Origin of the sequence: Bizionia sp., assembly GCF_048259285.1 — a bacterium.
Classification (GTDB): domain Bacteria; phylum Bacteroidota; class Bacteroidia; order Flavobacteriales; family Flavobacteriaceae; genus Algorimicrobium; species Algorimicrobium hallyeonense.
This window is the reverse complement of the sequence record NZ_JBLXHU010000037.1, coordinates 1-18,872: the sequence shown is the minus strand read 5'-3', so window position 1 is coordinate 18,872 and position 18,872 is coordinate 1. Positions and strand designations below refer to the sequence as shown.

Here is an 18,872-nt window from a genome sequence, read left to right as displayed (position 1 = left end):
AACTGTTGGGATAACTATGTATTCAACACCGGGAATTGTACTTGGGAGAACCAAGGAACGCAACCTGCTGAACCAACAGCAACAAACTGTTGGGATAATTATGTATTCAACACAGGAAACTGTACTTGGGAAAACCAAGGAACACAATCTGTTGAACCAACAGCAACCAACTGTTGGGATAACTATGTGTTTAATGTAGGAAACTGTACTTGGGAGAATCAAGGCTCACAACCTGCGGAACCAACGGCAACAAACTGCTGGGATAACTATGTATTCAACACCGGCAACTGTACTTGGGAAAACCAAGGAACACAACCTGTTGAACCAACCGCTGCGAACTGCTGGGATAATTATGTATTCAACTCTGGAAACTGTTCTTGGGAAAACCAAGGAACGCAACCTGTTGAACCAACAGCAACCAACTGTTGGGATAACTACGTATTCAACACCGGCAACTGTACTTGGGAGAACCAAGGCTCTCAACCTGCGGAACCAACGGCAATAAACTGTTGGGATAACTTTGTATTCAACACCAGCAACTGTACTTGGGAAAATCAAGGGTCGCAACCTGCGGAACCAACCGCAATAAACTGTTGGGATAATTATGTATTCAACTCTGGAAACTGTTCTTGGGAAAACCAAGGAACGCAACCGACTGAACCAACAGCTACGAACTGTTGGGATAACTATGTATTCAACACCGGGAATTGTACTTGGGAGAACCAAGGAACGCAACCTGCTGAACCAACCGCTGCGAACTGCTGGGATAACTATGTATTCAACACCGATAACTGTACTTGGGAAAACCAAGGGTCACAACCTGTTGAACCAACGGCAACGAACTGTTGGGATAACTATGTGTTTAATGTAGGAAACTGTACTTGGGAGAATCAAGGAACGCAACCGACTGAACCAACAGCAACAAACTGTTGGGATAACTATGTATTCAACACAGGCAACTGTTCTTGGGAAAACCAAGGAACACAACCTGTTGAACCAACAGCAACCAACTGCTGGGATAATTACGTATTTAATTTAGGAAACTGTTCTTGGGAAAACCAAGGAACGCAACCGACTGAACCAACAGCAACAAACTGTTGGGATAACTATGTATTCAACACAGGCAACTGTTCTTGGGAAAACCAAGGGTCACAACCTGCGGAACCAACGGCAACAAACTGCTGGGATAACTATGTATTCAATACCGGCAACTGTACTTGGGAGAACCAAGGAACACAACCTGTTGAACCAACAGCTACAAACTGTTGGGATAACTACGTATTCAACACAGGCAACTGTACTTGGGAGAATCAAGGAACACAACCTGTTGAACCAACAGCAACCAACTGCTGGGATAATTATGTATTCAACACCGGGAACTGTACTTGGGAGAATCAAGGGTCACAACCTACGGAACCAACCGCAACGAACTGCTGGGATAATTACGTATTCAACACGGGTAACTGTACCTGGGAAAACCAAGGCTCACAAACTGCTGAACCAACAGCAACAAACTGTTGGGATAACTATGTGTTTAATGTAGGAAACTGTTCTTGGGAGAACCAAGGGTCCCAACCTGCTCAACCAACGGCGACAAACTGTTGGGATAATTACGTATTTAATGTAGGTAACTGTACTTGGGAGAATCAAGGAACGCAACCTACGGAACCAACTAGTTTAGAATGTTGGGAAACAGCAACCTTTAATACGGCAACCTGTGTTTGGGATGTTACTAATGATGGGGATACTGTAGATCCTGTTTGTAATATTCAGAATATAACGGTTGAATTAGATGCATTTGGAAATGCCACAATTACAGCTGATCAAATTGATAATGGATCAACTGATGCTTGTGGAATAGATACTATTTCTGTTACCCCTAATACATTTGATTCGAATGACATTGGCGACAACAATGTGGTATTTACCGTAACAGATAACAGTGGAAACACGTCAAATTGTAACGCCATAGTTACGGTTATGGAATCCACATTAAGTAACCCCACATTTGATTATGAGAATGTAAGCATTCAGCCAAATCCGTTTAACAATTATATACAAATCAGTTTACCGACGTCTATTGCTAATGATCTATTTACAATTCAACTTTTCGACGTAAATGGCAGATTGGTGTATAACCAAATACAATCTGGTAAACAAGGAACCCTGACGGTTCAAGGATTAGACAAATTACAACAAGGTCCATACTTTATAAAATTAATTAATAAAAACAATGGTTATAGCGTGGTTAAAAAGTTGATAAGGTTCTAATAATCAATTAAGTGATAAAATCATGGCAGGTCTACAAAAATCTGCCATTTTTATCACATTGAAAATCAATGAGTTAAAGATTATATTTGCATTTCGTCGATTATATTTGCATTTCATGGAATATTTCTCTTATATTTGTCCCCAAGCTATTAATAAAAATTAATTAGTCCCAAAACTAATAAATTGACTACTTATGAAAAATTCTACTATCCAAGTACGAAAGTACCTATTGCTATTTAGTGTACTTTTATTTTCAAGTTACTCATTCTCTCAAACAACCCTTTATTCAGAAAACTTCCAAAGTAGTTTTGGGGGCTGGACTGTTTCTTCGTCGGGATCTGGAACTGGTGAATGGTTAAGAGGCACAAACGTATCTCATAACACGGGTAATACGGGAAATTATATTCATTCTAGGAAAGACACATCTCAATATAACAACAATACATTTATAACAGCAACTAGTCCTGCTATAAACTTAAGTGGTTATACCAATCTAAATTTAGAAATTGATATCTGGTACGAAACGGAAGCAGCCTATGACGGTATGAAAATAGAGTACTCGCTTAATAACGGTTCTACGTGGAGTGATTTAGGATCCGTTACTAATACCAATTGGTATAATGACACGGATGTGGATGCCTTCAATAATGGTGAAGATGGTTGGTCAGGAAATAGTACAGGTTGGATAACACGAAATCTTAATTTGTCAACGGAGAATATAAATTTTGAAACGAGTACACAAGTTAGGTTTAGAATTTTATTTGCTTCAGACGGCAGCATAACTAATACAGGTGTCGCTTTTGATGAAATATTAATTGAAGGAAACATAGCGGTTCCTCAACCAGAAATAGACATCACAGGACTAACAATCTCCATACCTGATGGTGATACTACACCATCTACTGCCGATGATACTGAATTTGGTTCAGTAGAAATAGGATCTACAACAGATCATACATTTACCATACACAATCGAGGAACAGCTACTTTAAATTTAACCGGTGGATCACCGCTAGTTGATATTTCCGGAAGTGCAGCTTTTACAATTTTAACACAACCTGGGGGAAGCACTATTGCTGCTGGAGCTAGCCGAACATTTGTCGTTCGTTTTGCACCTTCAGCTGCTGGCACTGTTACTGCTAATATTTCAATAGACAATAATGATAGTAACGAAAACCCTTATAATTTCAGAGTACAAGGTACAGGCGTCGCACCTTTAACCGAAGGTCCAGGCGGCGTTACTAACGATTTAGCTTTGTGGTTAAAAGGAACAGATGGATTGGGTTATACCACTGGTCAACCTGTATCGCTTTGGGCAGATCAAGGCCGAGGCGCTAATGCTACAGCACCGACAGGATTAGAACCAACCTACCGCGATGCCCCTTTATTTAATGTTAATTTTAATCCTGTTGTAGATTTTGATAATGATTATGACACGGCAGGAGAAGATTTTGGTTATTCGGACACCAATAGAAATACATTAGTCGGAACAGAAGGTTTTTATACACAAGATATGTTTCTCGTGGTTATTCCGGATGTGAATGTAACTTCATCTTTAGCTAGTATGGATGTTTTTTGTGGAGATATTGATCCTGTAACTGATGAACGAGATGGATCTGGTATTGGCTATGGTAGATATTCTGTACGATTTGATAATGAAATTATCTCATATTGTGTTAATACAACATCAACTTCAACTGTACCAGTAGCTGATAGAGGTTACGGAATTGCACATACTGGCTTAACAGACAACTATAACAATGTAGGTATTATAAACTCTAAAAACAATTCAAACTCCCCTACAAGTAGTGTGTTATTATATAATGCTAATGACATAGGAAATACAGAAGTCGGAGTGCCACAATTTGAAAATGTTTCCAACTCTAGATACTTTTTAGGAAGAAGTGAAGCATTTAAAGGTAGTTATGAGGGTAGAATTGCTGAAGTAATTACATATTCGGCTAAAAAAGATGATGCCAATCTCACCCAAGAACGCAACCGTATCCAATCCTATTTAGCCATTAAATATGGCATTACATTGGGGGTTAATGGCACATCCCAAGATTACGTAGATAGTGATGGAACACTGATTTGGGACGCTAATACAGGCACACCAGCAGAAGATGTTTTCAACTATGATATTGCCGGAATAGGTCGTGATGATGCATCTGATTTATTACAAAAACAATCTCGTAGTGTTAATAACGCTATAGATGGTGGTTTTAGAGCACAAGGTGTTTTAACCATAGGTATGGGCGCTATTTCTAACACCAATAATTTAAATACCAATTCAGAATTAGAAGATAAAGAGTTCTTGGTTTGGGGTAATAATGGTATTGATTTAGATACAGCCTCACCAGATATTACGGTAAATATGAGTTCGTCTATTTCACCAGCTTTAACAACGGATGTGTCATTTTCTGCAATAAGCAGAACATGGAAAGTTGTCGAGAATGTTGGTTCTGGAGGTGATATTCCTTCTGTAGAAGTCGCAATTTTAAGAAGCGCTGTAAGAACTGCAACACCGCCTAACGGTCGTTATTTAATGTTTATTTCAGATACACCAAACTTTGATCCAACAGCCGATTACCGCGTTATGACAGAAGGCACAAACGAATTAGGTGAAGCTATTTTAAAAACGAATTATGATTTTGATGACACCAAATATATCACATTTGGTTGGGCACCAGAGCGTACCTTTGAACGTTCAGTATATTTCAATGGAACATCAAACTATATGGACATGGAAGATGCTTTGGATGTTAACCCAACGGCCTTTACTATTTCATCATGGATTAGACGTGATGTAAACTCTTTGAATAAGTCTATCGTTTCTAAACGTGATGCCGCATTTACTGAAGGTTACGACTTAAAAATAAACACTGTTGGTCAGTTTGAAGCGTCTTGGAAAACAGCTTCTGGAGCCATACAAACCACAACTTCTAATACCATTATCCCTGAAAACGAATGGCATCAAGTTGCTGTTATTTATCAAGGTGGAACTGCTTATATATATATTGATGGCATATTAGATAAACAAGCGGCCAAATCAGCTCCTAATAATACAGACCAATCGTTTTATATTGGCGCGGCATCTAAATTGACGCCTCAAGCATTTTTTAATGGAAATATAGACGAGGTACGTGTTTGGAATACAGCTTTAACGGTTAAACAATTGCGTTATATCATGAATCAGGAAATTGCAAACAACTCTGGATTTGTTGGAGGGGCTTATTTCTTGAGTAAAGGCGTAACACCTACAAAAGATGAAGTTGCTGCTATTCCTTGGTCTAGCTTGGCTGGTTATTACCCAATGTCTACTTACACGTATACCAACACGAAAGATGAATCTGGTAATGGCCACCAAGGTGCTTTACGTAGCTTAAGAACGGTAGATAGACAAACGGCCCCATTACCTTATAAAACCATCGGTACGGGAACGAGTGATTGGAGCCTGCATACGACTTGGTTAAATGGAAATTTACAAACCATACCTGGCGCCAACTCAATAGTGGATAACACAATTACTGTAGACTGGAACATTGTTGAAGTTGATGACAACGTAACTATGAGCAATAGCAGTTTAACAGCAGGAAATTTAGGAAACCGAAACCTATTAGCCTTATTTGTAGAGTCTAGTGAATTAACTTTAGACGGTGATAACACGACCGAAACAGGAAATGGTATTACAGTAACACACTACTTAAATTTATTAGGAAAAATAGATTTAGAAGGCGAATCGCAATTAATACAAACCATTGACAGTGATTTAAATGTTGGTATTTCAGGTTCTCTTGAAAAAGATCAACAAGGTACACTTGATGTTTTCACATATAATTATTGGAGTGCGCCTGTAGGAAATACAGCTACGGCAAATCCAAATAATTTTAGTTATTCGTTGAATAATAACATTATGAAAGATGGTACATCATCAGGAGTACCTGCAAACATAACTTATGTAGGTGGATATAATGGTTCTAATAGTGATGCCGATCTTAAAATTGCTCATTATTGGATATGGAAATACAATAACCGTATTGCAGATAATTACGCGTCTTGGCAGCACGTTAGAAATACAGGAACATTATTAGCTGGAGAAGGCTTTACTATGAAAGGTGTTGCCAATACTGCTGGTGTTGTTTCTTTAGAGCAAAACTATGTGTTTGACGGAAAACCGAATAACGGAAATGTTGGCTTAACTATTAATGCTGGAAATGAATATTTAGTAGGTAACCCGTATGCTTCTGCCATTGATGCGGAACAATTTATAACGGATAACGGCCCTACCATTTCAGGATCTGGAGCAAATCCAGCTATTAGTGGTACGCTATATTTCTGGGAACATTGGGGCGGCGGCTCACATGTTACCGCTGAATACCAAGGTGGTTACGGTACTTATAATTTCTCTGGTGGTACACCTGCCGCATCTATGGGTACTAATCATCCGGATGGTGGAACTGGTGGCACAGCTACTAAAACGCCAGGACGTTATATTCCGGTTGGACAAGGTTTCTTTGTTGCCGGTGAGTCTAATGGTAGCGTGGTATTTAATAACGGACAACGGAGATTTCAAAAAGAAGGTGGTACAGGCTCTGTATTTATGAGATCTACAGAAGATAATATTGATGTGGTTGATTCACGAATGAAAATCCGATTAGGTTTTAACTCCGTGAATACCATTCACAGACAATTATTAGTAACTGCTGATGATCGTGCTTCTATAGATTACGATTGGGGATTTGATGGCTTACTAAATGAAGTCCAAATAGACGAAATGGCCTGGGTAATTCATGCAGATAAGTACACAATTCAAGGCATTAATTCCTTTACGGAAGATACTGTGCTACCATTAAACATCGTAACTAGAGATGACGGGTTAAATAACATAACTATTGATAATTTAGAAAATATTCCAAGTGATTTAGAGATATATGTACATGATATTGCATTGGATATATACCATAACTTACGCACGGATGGTGACTATGAATTTTATTTAGATGCTGGCGAATATGCTGATCGTTTCGAAATTACATTTAGAGACGGCAACTCGTTAGGTACGGAAGATGTTACGGCGCAAGAAAACTTACAAGTTTACTTCGCGAACGCCAAAGGAAGCATCATTATTCACAACCCGAAAATGGTACGTTTAGATGCTGCTGAAATGTTCAATATTATAGGTCAGTCTGTTATCCGAATCGATACATTAGAAGACACCAACTACCAAGAAATTAAAGTGCATGGTTTAAGTACAGGCTCGTATATCATTAACCTTGAAAAAACCGATGGTAGCATAATTACCAAAAAAGTAATCGTGAATTAATAGCAAACCAACCACTAAACTACAAAAGCCTTGGAAATAGTTCCAAGGCTTTTGTTTTTACCTTATATAGTTAACTCCAATTGAAGCATTGCTAGGCAAATTTTTCAACCAGTTCCTGAAGTGTTAATTCAAATTGATCTCCTAAAGCCATGTTTTTAAGTGTGTACTTGCCCTGCTCCATTTCATTATCACCAACTAAAACCACAAAAGGAATTTGGCGCTTATTAGCATGATTCATTTGCTTTTTCATTTTAGCATTATCTGGATACAATTCGGCATTTATACCATAAGAACGTAATTGTTTAATAGCTTTCAAACTAAATAACGCTTCCGCCTCTCCAAAATTAATAAACAAAACATCAATATTTTTAGTCACCGTTTCTGGAAATAAATTCAGTTCTTCTAATACTAAATAAATGCGGTCTAACCCGAAACTAATTCCAACACCACTCATATCAGGCATACCAAAAATTCCCGTCAAATCGTCATAACGACCACCTCCACCTATGGATCCCATATTGACACCTTCTGGTGCAGAGACTTCATAAATAGCGCCTGTATAATAATTTAAACCACGCGCTAAAGTAACGTCCAATTGTAATTTGGCAGATTGTAGACCGAGTTCTGAAATGGCTTTATCAATAAATGCCAATTCTTCAATACCTTTTCTACCATCTTCTGAACTGTTTAAAATAGTTTTAAGTTGCTCTATTTGCGAATTGAAGTCGCCAGACAATGTAAACAACGGCTGTAATGTATTAATACCGTCTTGCGAAATGCCTTTTTCCAACATTTCTGCTTTTACCTTCTCCTCGCCTATTTTGTCCAATTTATCTAAAGCAACGGTAAAATCGATAAGTTTATCACTGGCACCAATAACTTCGGCAATACCCGATAATATTTTACGGTTGTTAATTTTTATGGTAACACCTTCCAGTTTTAATGCCGAAAAAACGCTGTCATATAATTGTACGAATTCCACTTCTTGCCATAGGGAGGTTGATCCAACCACATCGGCATCACACTGGAAAAATTCTCTAAAACGTCCTTTTTGCGGTCTATCCGCGCGCCAAACTGGTTGCATTTGGTAGCGCTTAAATGGAAACTCAATCTCATTTTGGTGTTGTACCACGTATCGCGCAAAGGGAACGGTAAGATCGTAACGAAGCGCTTTTTCAGAAATGCTAGCTGTTATTTTATTAGAGTCCTTTTCAGAATACAACCCATCATCAACCTTATTCAAATAATCTCCAGAATTCAAAATCTTAAAAATCAACCGATCCCCTTCTTCGCCATATTTTCCCATAAGGGTATCCGAATTTTCAAAACTAGGGGTTTCTATAGGTTGAAATCCAAAAGCTTCAAATTGTTTTTGGATGGTTTGAAATATATAATTACGCTTGGCTACTTGCTCTGGATTAAAATCGCGCGTGCCTTTTGGTATGCTTGGTTTTTGTGCCATAATCTTTTACCACGAAAGTGGAAATCTCTTTTTAATCCCGACAAACATCAGGACTTATTTATACTAACTTCTTAACAAAAATAATTAATAATCAGCTGTCATTACGCTCTTTTTACTTTAAATAAGCGTAATTATCTTTTTAATAATTATTGGGAATCAATTCAACAAATTGCCACTTCTCTCCTATCGCAATTTTTCGCAAAGACAATGCTACTATTAATTAATCAGTCTATCTAAATACTGAAACAAGTCGCCTTTAGTAATTACACCGCCTTGTTGAATGAGTTGAAATTTATCGACATTTTTATCTTCTGAATATTCTTTTTTGGCTTGAAGAAACTCTACATCATCATCCATTAAGTTCTCACGCAACCAATTAAATCCGTCTGTTGTGGTTAAATCGATTGGGTTTTTAAGCTTCACAGCTATCAAGTGCATTATATCGTTTTTTAAATGAAATAAGTGCATTTGTTGTGGCGAAATATGCTCAATATATACGACTTTGTTTAAAACACCCTCCCAAACCAAATCACTAAACACGTCTAGTTCCTGTTCAGCCACTTCAGGTTTATTAATTTTAATATCGTTCCACTCATCGGCTGTGATGGTCTGTGTCGCTAGAAAATTTATAAACTCTTGATGTAATTCTTCAAATTGTTCTTTGGTTAATCTTGCGTATTTCATGGTACTCATTATTTATTATGCTATTATTTTAAAATATTCAAGGCGTTGGCAGCTTCAAATGGTCTATCGGTTGCAAAGACATCAATACCTAACTTTTGCCATTTCAAATAAAGAGAGTCGCCTTTGGTTTCCGCTTGCTTGTCCAAGTTACCCAACGTTCCTAACATGGTTTTAATTCCTTTTTTATGCAACTTATTGTATAAGGTGGTATCAGATAATCTGGTTCCCGTAAAAGCAATCATATTATGTGTAGGAATTTCAGATTCTAATAACCAATTTAATTCTTGTTGATTCCTAGCAGAAACAGACAATAATAAATCGGGTGCTAGTTGATATGCTTTATTAGCTTGTTCCATATCATACGTGATAATTATAGAAATATCTTCAGCGTTATTTTCGCGAATGGCTTGAATAACCTCCGCCACATCGACACTTTTCTTAATATCAATGGTTAATATGGCATTATTCGCTTTGGACCATTTAAGAACTTCTGTAAATTTTGGGATTTTAAAATTGGTACGAGTTCCAAAGTCATCAATTAAATAAAAGGCTTGAAGCTCATTAAAAGTATAGTTTGTTAATTTATCAGTTCCTGTGGTTGTACGATCCAATGTATGGTCATGCATTAAAACCAAGATGCCATCTTTAGTTTTAGCCACATCAATTTCAAAAACGGCTGCTATACTATCATTTACATATTTAATAGTTTCTAAACAGTTTTCGGGATAATTAGCCAATCCAACGCCACCTCTATGCACACTTATTAAAGGTGATGCTTGGGGTTGGTATTGAAAGGCTTTTATTAAAGCAGAAGGACTTAAAGTAGAACCAACCGCTTCTTTAGTTGGAAGGGATTGATTTGGTTCCTTTGTTTTATCCTTACATGAAAAAAGGACGAAAAAAACGAGTATGATTGATAATCTCATGGTAACAGGTTTCGGGTAATAATCTTTAAAAATGGCCATTAAAAAAACCGTTTAGAGCCATTCTAAACGGTTTTTATTATACTATGCAAAGTGTTAAATTACGCTTGTGCAATAACCTCGAATGGTAATTCTACAGTTACTTCTCTATGTAAACGAATAACCGCATCATACTGACCTAAACGCTTAATACTACCACCTGTGATAGTAATAAATTTCTTATCAATAGTGTGTCCTTCTTTTTCAAAAGCTTCAACTAAATCTGCTTTGGTAATTGAACCAAATAATTTATCACCAGCTGATGCACCTTCTGTAGCTTTAGCCGTAATCTTAATCTCTAAAGATTTGATAGCTTCAGCAATTTTAGTAGCGTCATCAATAATTTTCTTGTCTTTAAATGCACGTTGTTTTAAGTTTTCAGCTAATACTTTCTTTGCAGAAGCAGTTGCTAAAATAGCTTGACCATGAGGAATTAAATAATTTCTCCCATAACCATTCTTTACAGTTACAACATCGTCTTTAAATCCTAGATTTTCAACGTCTTGTTTTAATATAAGTTCCATTGTTATGAGTGTTTTATTTTAATAAATCGGCCACGTATGGCATTAATGCTAAATGACGTGCTCTTTTTACAGCCACAGATACTTTTCTTTGGTATTTTAAAGAAGTTCCTGTTAAACGTCTTGGTAAAATTTTACCTTGTTCATTTACAAATCCTAATAACCAGTCTGGATTTTTATAATCCACATACTTGATACCAGATTTCTTAAAACGACAGTATTTTTTCGCTTTGTTGGTGTCTATATTTAACGGTGTTAAATATCTAATTTCACCGTCTTTTTTTCCTTTTGCTTGTTGCTCTATAGATGACATAATTACGCTTTTTCTTTAAGTTTAACTCTTCTTCTTTCTGCCCAAGCTACAGCATGCTTATCTAAAGCTACCGTTAAGTAACGCATAAAACGCTCATCACGTCTAAACTCTACTTCTAATGGATTGATAACTTCGCCATCAACTTGATATTCGAATAAGTGATAAAAACCACTTTTTTTGTTTTGAATTGGGTAGGCTAATTTTTTTAAGCCCCAATCCTCTTTGGATATCATCTTCGCTCCTTTAGAAACAAGAAAATCTTCGTATTTCTGTACTGTTTCCTTTATCTGAACTTCAGATAAAACGGGATTTAAGATGAAAACAGTTTCATAATGATTCATAAAAATCTAAATTTTATAGTTAAAAATGGGTGCAAAAGTAATTATTTATTTCATATATTACAACATAATTTCAAAGTATATTCGTATTTTTATTATTTCAATGAAATCTTGTTAATGAAATGTTAAAATAAACGTTTTATCGGTGTTATTTGGTTTTTAACCGAATTTTTTGTACTATTGTCGATATCTTAACCGAAATAAAACAAAATGTTATGACATTAAACTGTGTAGTAGTTGACGACTCCGCGATTCAACGTCTCTCGATTGTTAAATTAATTGAAAATCACCCCTCACTTAATTTAATTGCCGAGTACAATAGTGCGTTAGAAACCAAAAACGGCTTAAATACCCATAAAGTAGACTTAATTTTCTTGGATATTGAAATGCCTGTATTAAATGGTTTTGAATTGTTGGACGTTTTAAATAACAAACCCCAAATTATATTTGTAACAGGCAAAACGGAATACGCCTTTAAAGCATTTAATTATGATGCTACGGATTATTTACACAAACCTATTACACGAGAGCGCTTTAACACAGCTGTTGATAAAGCCGTTGAACAGCATAAACTTAAATTAGATTTTAACGAAACTGAAGGTGAACACATTTTTGTGAAAAGTAACCTGAAAAAACGTAAAGTCTATATTAAAGATATTAAGTGGATTGAAGCACTTGGCGATTATGTAAAATTAGTTACGGAAGAAACGAGTCTTGTTGTCCTTTCTACGATGAAAGCTTTTGAACATGAACTTCCTGAAGGAAAATTTTTAAGGATTCATAAATCGTATATCGTGAATTTAGATAAAGTGGACCGTTTTAATAGTAAAAACGTTGAAGTTGGCGCTTATGAAATTCCTTTAAGTCGAAATAAAAAGACCCAATTGGTCGATGCACTAAACAATATTTAATAAAATTCCTGATGTAAACATCAGGATTTTTTTTGCTTTGTAATACCATCCTTCTAATAATTATCTACATTCAGAATGACGCGAATTGGCCTAAAATCCTTTACGCTCGAAAAACTCGTATTAATTTTTAAAATAGCCGCTTTTGTTTTGGCCAGCGATTGTTTATTCGGAATTTTAACCAATATATTTTTATGATATTGATTTCTAATTCTAGAAACTGGCGGAAATTCTGGCCCTAAAACATACTGCTTAAAAACCTGTCGTAAGGATTTAGCATACCAATCGGCACCAACATTCACCTTATTATAATCACGGTGTTTTAGGGTGATTTTTATCAAACGATAAACCGGTGGATATTTAAAATTATAGCGGTCGTCCATCTGCTCTTTAAACATTTGCACATAGTTATTAGTAGAAACCTGTTGCAAAATATTATGATGCGGATTATAGGTTTGGATTAATACCTTCCCACGCTTATCTGTACGTCCTGCACGTCCTGAAACCTGCAATAGTAACTGAAAACTACGTTCATGGGCTCTGAAGTCTGGAAAATTAAGCATGTTATCAGCATTCATAACACCAACTAATTTTACGTTTCTAAAGTCTAATCCTTTGGTAAGCATTTGTGTTCCCACTAAAATATCCACTTCTTGATTTTCAAAGGTGGTAATAATTTTTTCGTAACCATACTTACCTCGTGTGGTGTCTAAATCCATACGCGCTACTTTATAATCTGGAAACAGGATGCTTACCTCCTTCTCTACCTGTTCGGTTCCGAAACCTTTATTATCTAATTCCACGCTGCCACAAGCTTCGCAATTTTTAATCATGACACTGTGATACCCACAATAGTGACAACGCAACTGATCGCGATATTGATGATAGGTTAAACTCACGTCACAACTTGGACATTGCGGCGAATGCCCACAGGTTTCACATTCAATAATTGGCGAATATCCTCTCCGGTTTTGAAACAAGATAATTTGATGACCATCTTCCAAGGTTTCCGTCATTTCTTCTATTAACCGATCACTGAAATGGCCTTTCATCCGTTTACGCTTCTGCTTGTCCTTTATATCTACCAATTCAATATCAGGCATCAACACATCATTAAAACGGGTGGTTAATTCTACCAATCCATATTTTTGCTGTTGCGCATTAAAATAGCTTTCCAGACTTGGTGTTGCTGAACCTAATAATGTTTTGGTTTTGAAAACACTTGCTAAAACAATTGCGGTATCCCGGGCATGATATCGTGGTGCAGGATCAAATTGTTTGTAGGACTGTTCGTGTTCTTCATCCACAATTATTAAGCCTAAATCGTGAAAAGGTAACAACACAGACGATCGCGCACCCAAAATAACTTGGGCTTTTGGGGAGTTACTTAAAACCTGATTCCAAACCTCAACACGTTCGTTGCTGGAATATTTAGAATGGTAAACCGCCACTTGCTCACCAAAATAATTCTGTAATCTGGATACTAATTGCGTGGTAAGCGCAATTTCTGGAAGCAAATACAACACCTGTTTTCCTTGCTGCAATGCATTTTCAATAAGCTTGACATATATTTCTGTTTTCCCAGATGATGTTACGCCATGTAGCAAAACAATATTCTGACTTTGGAAGGATTCTAAAATATCTTTCATTGCCACGTCTTGCGCTTCGTTTAAATGTTTGGAACCTTCGGTTTCCTGATCATCATACTGCACACGGTCTGTTTGTACAAAATACTCCTCCAGAATCTCCTTATCTATCAAAGACTTTACAATGGCTGATGAGCTGTTGCTAGCTGTTGTTAAATCGGAAACTGGAATGGGCTTTTTTGATTTAGCGGTTAATGAAAATAGGGTCATTACCACATCGCGTTGTTTGGGCGCGCGACTTAAATCTTCTAATAACTCCTGTAACGCAGCTTGGGAATGAAACGTATTTTGAAGTTTTACATAACGGACCAATTTGGGTTTATATTTATCAAAAATTTCTTCATGAACTGAAATTGCTTCTTTTTCTAACAAGCGTTTCACTAATGGAAGCACATTTTTTTTATCGACAATATTACTAATGTCTTGGATTTTTAATGAGGTTTGATGCTGTAATGCCTCGTAGATTAGGAATTCGTCGTCCTTTAAATCGGCCTCATTAATTTCCAAAGTCATATTTTTGGAAATAATGGTTTCACTATCTAAAATAAAAGCACCCGGAAGGGCAGCTCGCATCACATCGCCAACTGTACACATGTAATAGTTGGACATCCATTCCCATAAACGGAATTGCGCTTGAGTAACAATTGGTGTTTCGTCTAAAATTTGATGAATATCTTTCGCTTCATAAATTAAAGGTTCGTTGGTATGGATAGCTTGAACAATTCCGGTGTAAATTTTACTTTTTCCAAAAGGAACAGACACACGCATACCAGGCTTAATAAATTCTGATTCGGCAATTGTTATACGATACGTAAAGCTCTTTTCAAGCGGAATAGGCAATATAACGTCTATAAAAAAATCCTTCATATTAAAACCCTTTTCTTAAACGATTCAAGGAGGCATTTAATTCATAGCCCATGAGTAGAATATTACTATTTAGCCACAGGTAAAAAAGCAATATTAAAAGTGCACCAATGGAGCCGTAAAGCTTATTATATTGTGAGAAATTAGTGATATATAACCCGAAAAAATAAGAGGTTACAATTATCAATAAAGTTGTAAATAAAGCACCAATGGAAAAGAACCTAGACTCCTTCCCTTCCCTGGTCCCAAAATAATACAAGGTGGCCACTGCTAAATAAATCATAATTACAAAAAACACATATTTAACAATAGGCACCCAAATAACAGTACTTTCTGCATCCACGTAACCATAAGCTTGTAAATTACCTATTATATAAATTTGAAAATACCCAAAAAATGCGACGGTAAGAATGGAAAGAAACGCAAGAATTAACGCGACTCCCAAGGCATACATATATTGTTTAAAAATATTTCGGCTTAATTGTTCATGATAGGAGCTTTCAAAACCAGCAAAAACGGCATTAATTCCATTGGCCATTAAAGCAATAGACACTAAAAAAACGGATGATAAAAATCCACCACGTTCTGTACTATCAATGTTTTCAAAAATATTAGCAAAGAAAAAATCGGATGTACTTGGTGGTAAAAACGAATTTAGAAACCGTTGAAATTCTATTTTAAAATCGTCTATAGGTATGTAAGGAATAACAATCAATACAAATAATAGAAACGGAAAAATAGCCGTAAAAAAGTTGAAAGCAATGGCACTTGCACGTGTGGTTAGGGCACCTTTAACAATACCAATTGTGTAGAGTTCCATTAAATCATACAAGGACAAACCTTCCAACCCTGGCAGCTTGAATTTCTTTAAAAACTTAACCAACAGATTGACAATAGGTATATTGGCCAATTTATCTTCTACAGGTTTTGACATTTAGGGTTCAATTTTATTTAGAGCGTTTTACAGTGAATTAAACAGCCTTTAAGCTTAAATCCATATTATAAACGGAATGCGTTAAGGCACCTGATGAAATATAATTAACGCCACATTCGGCATAGTTTCTAATGGTCTGCTCATTAATACCACCAGAACTTTCTGTTAAACATGTGTTGCCAATTAGCGCCACAGCCTTTTTGGTATCTTGATAATTAAAGTTGTCTATTAAAATACGATACACACCTTCAGTTTTTAAAATTTCTTGTATTTCATCCAAATTTCTAGCTTCCACAATAATTTTTAAATCGCGATTGGTATCTTTTAAATATTGCTTGGTTTTTTCAATGGCTTTGGTGATACCTCCAGAAAAATCTATGTGGTTATCTTTAAGCATAATCATATCATACAGTGCAAATCGATGATTTTCACCACCTCCAATTTTAACAGCCCATTTTTCCAATGCGCGAATACCAGGTGTTGTTTTTCGGGTATCTAAAACTTTGGTTCCAGTGCCTTCTAGTAAATCTACAAATTGCTTGGTTTTTGTTGCAATAGCACTCATGCGTTGCATGGCATTTAAAACTAATCGTTCGGCTTTTAATATAGACTGTGAAGATCCTTCCACATAAAAAACAATGTCGCCATAATTAACGGGGCTACCGTCTTTAATGTGTGTTTCTACCTTTAAATCTTTATCAATATAGGCAAATACTTGTTTTGCAAATTCTACACCAGCAATAATACCCTTATCTTTTACTAGTAACTTGGCTTTTCCCGTTGCTTCTGCAGGAATGCAGGCTAATGAGCTATGATCACCATCACCAACGTCTTCACGGATGGCATTGGTTATTATTAAGTCTATTTCTGTATTAAATTGGTCTTGGGTTATCATTTTTTGTTATTTTAGACACTACGAAAATATAGCATTTTTAATTAAACCCTACTTATGATCATAAAAAAATTAGCTTTTACACTGTTTACTATTTTTATTGGTCTTCATGTATATTCACAAAAAGAAATATACATGGATGAGAATATGAAAGAGATAGACGTCTTAACATACTCAAAAAAATGTAGTTTGCAAGCTTTCAAATGTATTCAATATGATTTAGATACTTTAAAAATCAATAAAGTGCTTCCTAAATTCCACTTCGGAAAAATAGACCCAACGGCCTACACACAAATAAGAAAGTTATTAATGCGTGATTCTAAAAAAATTATAAAGCCTAATAAAACGCTTATTGTTAAGTTCTATGATTCAATATTGCCTTTTGAAAAAGCATTGGCTAATTATAATAGACACATGCGAATAGTCCATGATCTTAATCTAGACTCTACCAAATCAATAAACTCTAGACATTCTAATCTGACAGAAAAATCGTATATTAAAGGTCGGAAGGATTTTATTAAGAGAAGTAAAAAATGTAAAAAGAAATTTGAAAAACGTTTTAATTCTGAAATCTTTTATTTAGTAGATGAAAGCAATGGATTAGCCAATACGTACACCAATTTTAATTGGATTGCAGATAACGGCTTTTTTAAAAACAACTTCTTCAAAATTAGGAGTCACTATAGTACTGTTTTTATAAAACCTGATGGCGAATATTTCTTGATTGGCACACATTTTCCGGACAGATCCGCTAATAAACTTTTAAAAACAGATAATTGGTCCAAATATAAAAAGGATTGGCAAAAGACTTTAACCACAGAACGATTTAAGGGGTCTGGAATTTTTCAATATGAACTCTATTACAGTCATAAAGCCCATTGCTTTTAAGTCATTCACCAGCACGAAATTAAATTATTTAATCACCGAAAATATTCTTTAAATCGCACATGACTATAAAACTTCTTGCCATAGGCAAAACCGACAATAAACAACTACAAGTCTTGATAGATGATTACCAAAAGCGACTATCTCATTATATCAAGTTTGAATTTGAAATAATTCCAGATTTAAAAAAGGTAAAGAATTTAAGTGAAGCCCAACAAAAAGACAAGGAAGGCCAACTGATTCTCTCCAAACTCAACCCTACAGACACACTTATTTTATTAGATGAAAATGGGAAGCAAATGCATTCCGTTGCCTTTTCAGAATACGTGCAGAAGTTTATGAATTCTGGAATAAAGCAATTGGTTTTTGTTATTGGTGGCCCTTATGGATTTTCGGAAGCAGTATACGCAAAGGCTCAAGGTAAGTTATCATTATCCAAAATGACATTTTCTCACCAGATGATACGGTTGTTTATGGTGGAGCAGTTATATCGTGCATTTACCATATTAAAAAACGAACCGTATCACCATAGGTAAGATGTTTGTTATTTAACAGAAAAGGTATGTTTGCGTTTTTTAAGTTGTTTCTCTAAATCGCTGATGGTTTCTTTTACAGATGCTTCAAAATTCTTTTCATTTGAAATAGCATAAATTCGAGGTCCTGGCAAACTTAATTCCATACTACAAATATAGCCTTCTTCTTTGGTACTGTTTTCTTTTTTAAATTGAACATCGCAATTAATTAACCAATCGTATTTTTTTATAAGCGATTGTAATTTTTCTTTAGTAAAGGCAGTCAAAGCTTCACTTGTATCTAGGTTAACGTATTGAAAGTTTATTGTCATAATTATAAGTTTTTTGGATTGTTTA

Annotated in this window: 15 protein-coding genes; 5 read left to right on the top strand and 10 right to left on the bottom strand. The window is 35.8% G+C overall.

Annotated features, from left to right (window positions below; translation table 11 throughout):
- A partial coding sequence (locus tag ACN0QX_RS13225) for a T9SS type A sorting domain-containing protein (RefSeq protein ID WP_417197599.1) occupies positions 1–2,271 on the top strand: 2,271 nt, incomplete at its 5' end.
- Between the two features lie 193 nt (positions 2,272–2,464).
- A complete protein-coding gene (locus ACN0QX_RS13220) occupies positions 2,465–7,594 on the top strand; it encodes a LamG-like jellyroll fold domain-containing protein (protein ID WP_417197597.1) in 5,130 nt (1,709 codons plus the stop codon).
- A gap of 91 nt (positions 7,595–7,685) precedes the next feature.
- On the opposite strand, the gene hisS is transcribed toward ACN0QX_RS13220, so the two are convergent.
- The 6 genes from hisS to rpsF all read right to left on the bottom strand — a co-directional run bounded on the left by hisS (position 7,686) and on the right by rpsF (position 11,877).
- On the bottom strand, positions 7,686–9,056 hold the full coding sequence (gene hisS / locus ACN0QX_RS13215) for a histidine--tRNA ligase (RefSeq protein ID WP_417197595.1): 1,371 nt from the start codon (positions 9,054–9,056) through the stop codon (positions 7,686–7,688).
- Positions 9,057–9,272: 216 nt separating this feature from the next.
- A complete protein-coding gene (locus tag ACN0QX_RS13210) occupies positions 9,273–9,740 on the bottom strand; it encodes a DUF6495 family protein (protein ID WP_417197593.1) in 468 nt (155 codons plus the stop codon).
- A gap of 23 nt (positions 9,741–9,763) precedes the next feature.
- Positions 9,764–10,666 (bottom strand): glycerophosphodiester phosphodiesterase family protein, encoded by a 903-nt coding sequence (locus ACN0QX_RS13205; RefSeq protein WP_417197591.1) that lies wholly within the window; start codon positions 10,664–10,666, stop codon positions 9,764–9,766.
- A 98-nt stretch (positions 10,667–10,764) separates the two neighbouring features.
- Entirely contained in the window at positions 10,765–11,226 is a 462-nt protein-coding gene (rplI, locus tag ACN0QX_RS13200; RefSeq protein WP_248400358.1) for a 50S ribosomal protein L9, read from the bottom strand.
- A gap of 13 nt (positions 11,227–11,239) precedes the next feature.
- Positions 11,240–11,539, bottom strand: a complete 300-nt coding sequence (gene rpsR / locus ACN0QX_RS13195; RefSeq protein ID WP_197072705.1) for a 30S ribosomal protein S18 — start codon at positions 11,537–11,539, stop codon at positions 11,240–11,242.
- Positions 11,539–11,877, bottom strand: a complete 339-nt coding sequence (gene rpsF, locus ACN0QX_RS13190) for a 30S ribosomal protein S6 (RefSeq protein ID WP_248400359.1) — start codon at positions 11,875–11,877, stop codon at positions 11,539–11,541. Before rpsF ends, rpsR begins: the two co-directional genes overlap by 1 nt.
- Before the next feature lie 212 nt (positions 11,878–12,089).
- Between rpsF and ACN0QX_RS13185 the strand changes: the two genes are divergently transcribed.
- Complete coding sequence (locus ACN0QX_RS13185; RefSeq protein WP_048331193.1) at positions 12,090–12,785, top strand: LytR/AlgR family response regulator transcription factor; 696 nt, start codon at positions 12,090–12,092, stop codon at positions 12,783–12,785.
- Between the two features lie 53 nt (positions 12,786–12,838).
- Here the strand turns inward: ACN0QX_RS13185 and priA are convergent, their stop codons facing one another.
- Genes priA through nadC form a run of 3 tightly spaced genes read right to left on the bottom strand, consistent with a single transcriptional unit; the run spans position 12,839 to position 17,121 of the window.
- A complete protein-coding gene (priA, locus tag ACN0QX_RS13180) occupies positions 12,839–15,295 on the bottom strand; it encodes a replication restart helicase PriA (RefSeq protein WP_417197589.1) in 2,457 nt (818 codons plus the stop codon).
- 1 nt (position 15,296) lies between these two features.
- Positions 15,297–16,226 (bottom strand): YihY/virulence factor BrkB family protein, encoded by a 930-nt coding sequence (locus tag ACN0QX_RS13175; RefSeq protein WP_376860723.1) that lies wholly within the window; start codon positions 16,224–16,226, stop codon positions 15,297–15,299.
- Positions 16,227–16,263: 37 nt separating this feature from the next.
- Positions 16,264–17,121, bottom strand: coding sequence for a carboxylating nicotinate-nucleotide diphosphorylase (gene nadC / locus ACN0QX_RS13170; protein WP_417197586.1), 858 nt, complete (start codon positions 17,119–17,121; stop codon positions 16,264–16,266).
- Positions 17,122–17,175: 54 nt separating this feature from the next.
- On the opposite strand from nadC, the gene ACN0QX_RS13165 reads away from it, so the two are divergent.
- Together ACN0QX_RS13165 and rlmH are read left to right on the top strand one after the other, a co-directional pair.
- Entirely contained in the window at positions 17,176–18,006 is an 831-nt protein-coding gene (locus ACN0QX_RS13165; RefSeq protein ID WP_248400363.1) for a hypothetical protein, read from the top strand.
- Positions 18,007–18,065: 59 nt separating this feature from the next.
- On the top strand, positions 18,066–18,539 hold the full coding sequence (gene rlmH, locus ACN0QX_RS13160) for a 23S rRNA (pseudouridine(1915)-N(3))-methyltransferase RlmH (RefSeq protein WP_417197584.1): 474 nt from the start codon (positions 18,066–18,068) through the stop codon (positions 18,537–18,539).
- Positions 18,540–18,547: 8 nt separating this feature from the next.
- On the opposite strand, the gene hpf is transcribed toward rlmH, so the two are convergent.
- Positions 18,548–18,872: ribosome hibernation-promoting factor, HPF/YfiA family (hpf, locus tag ACN0QX_RS13155; RefSeq protein ID WP_417197582.1), on the bottom strand; the 325-nt coding region annotated here is incomplete at its 5' end.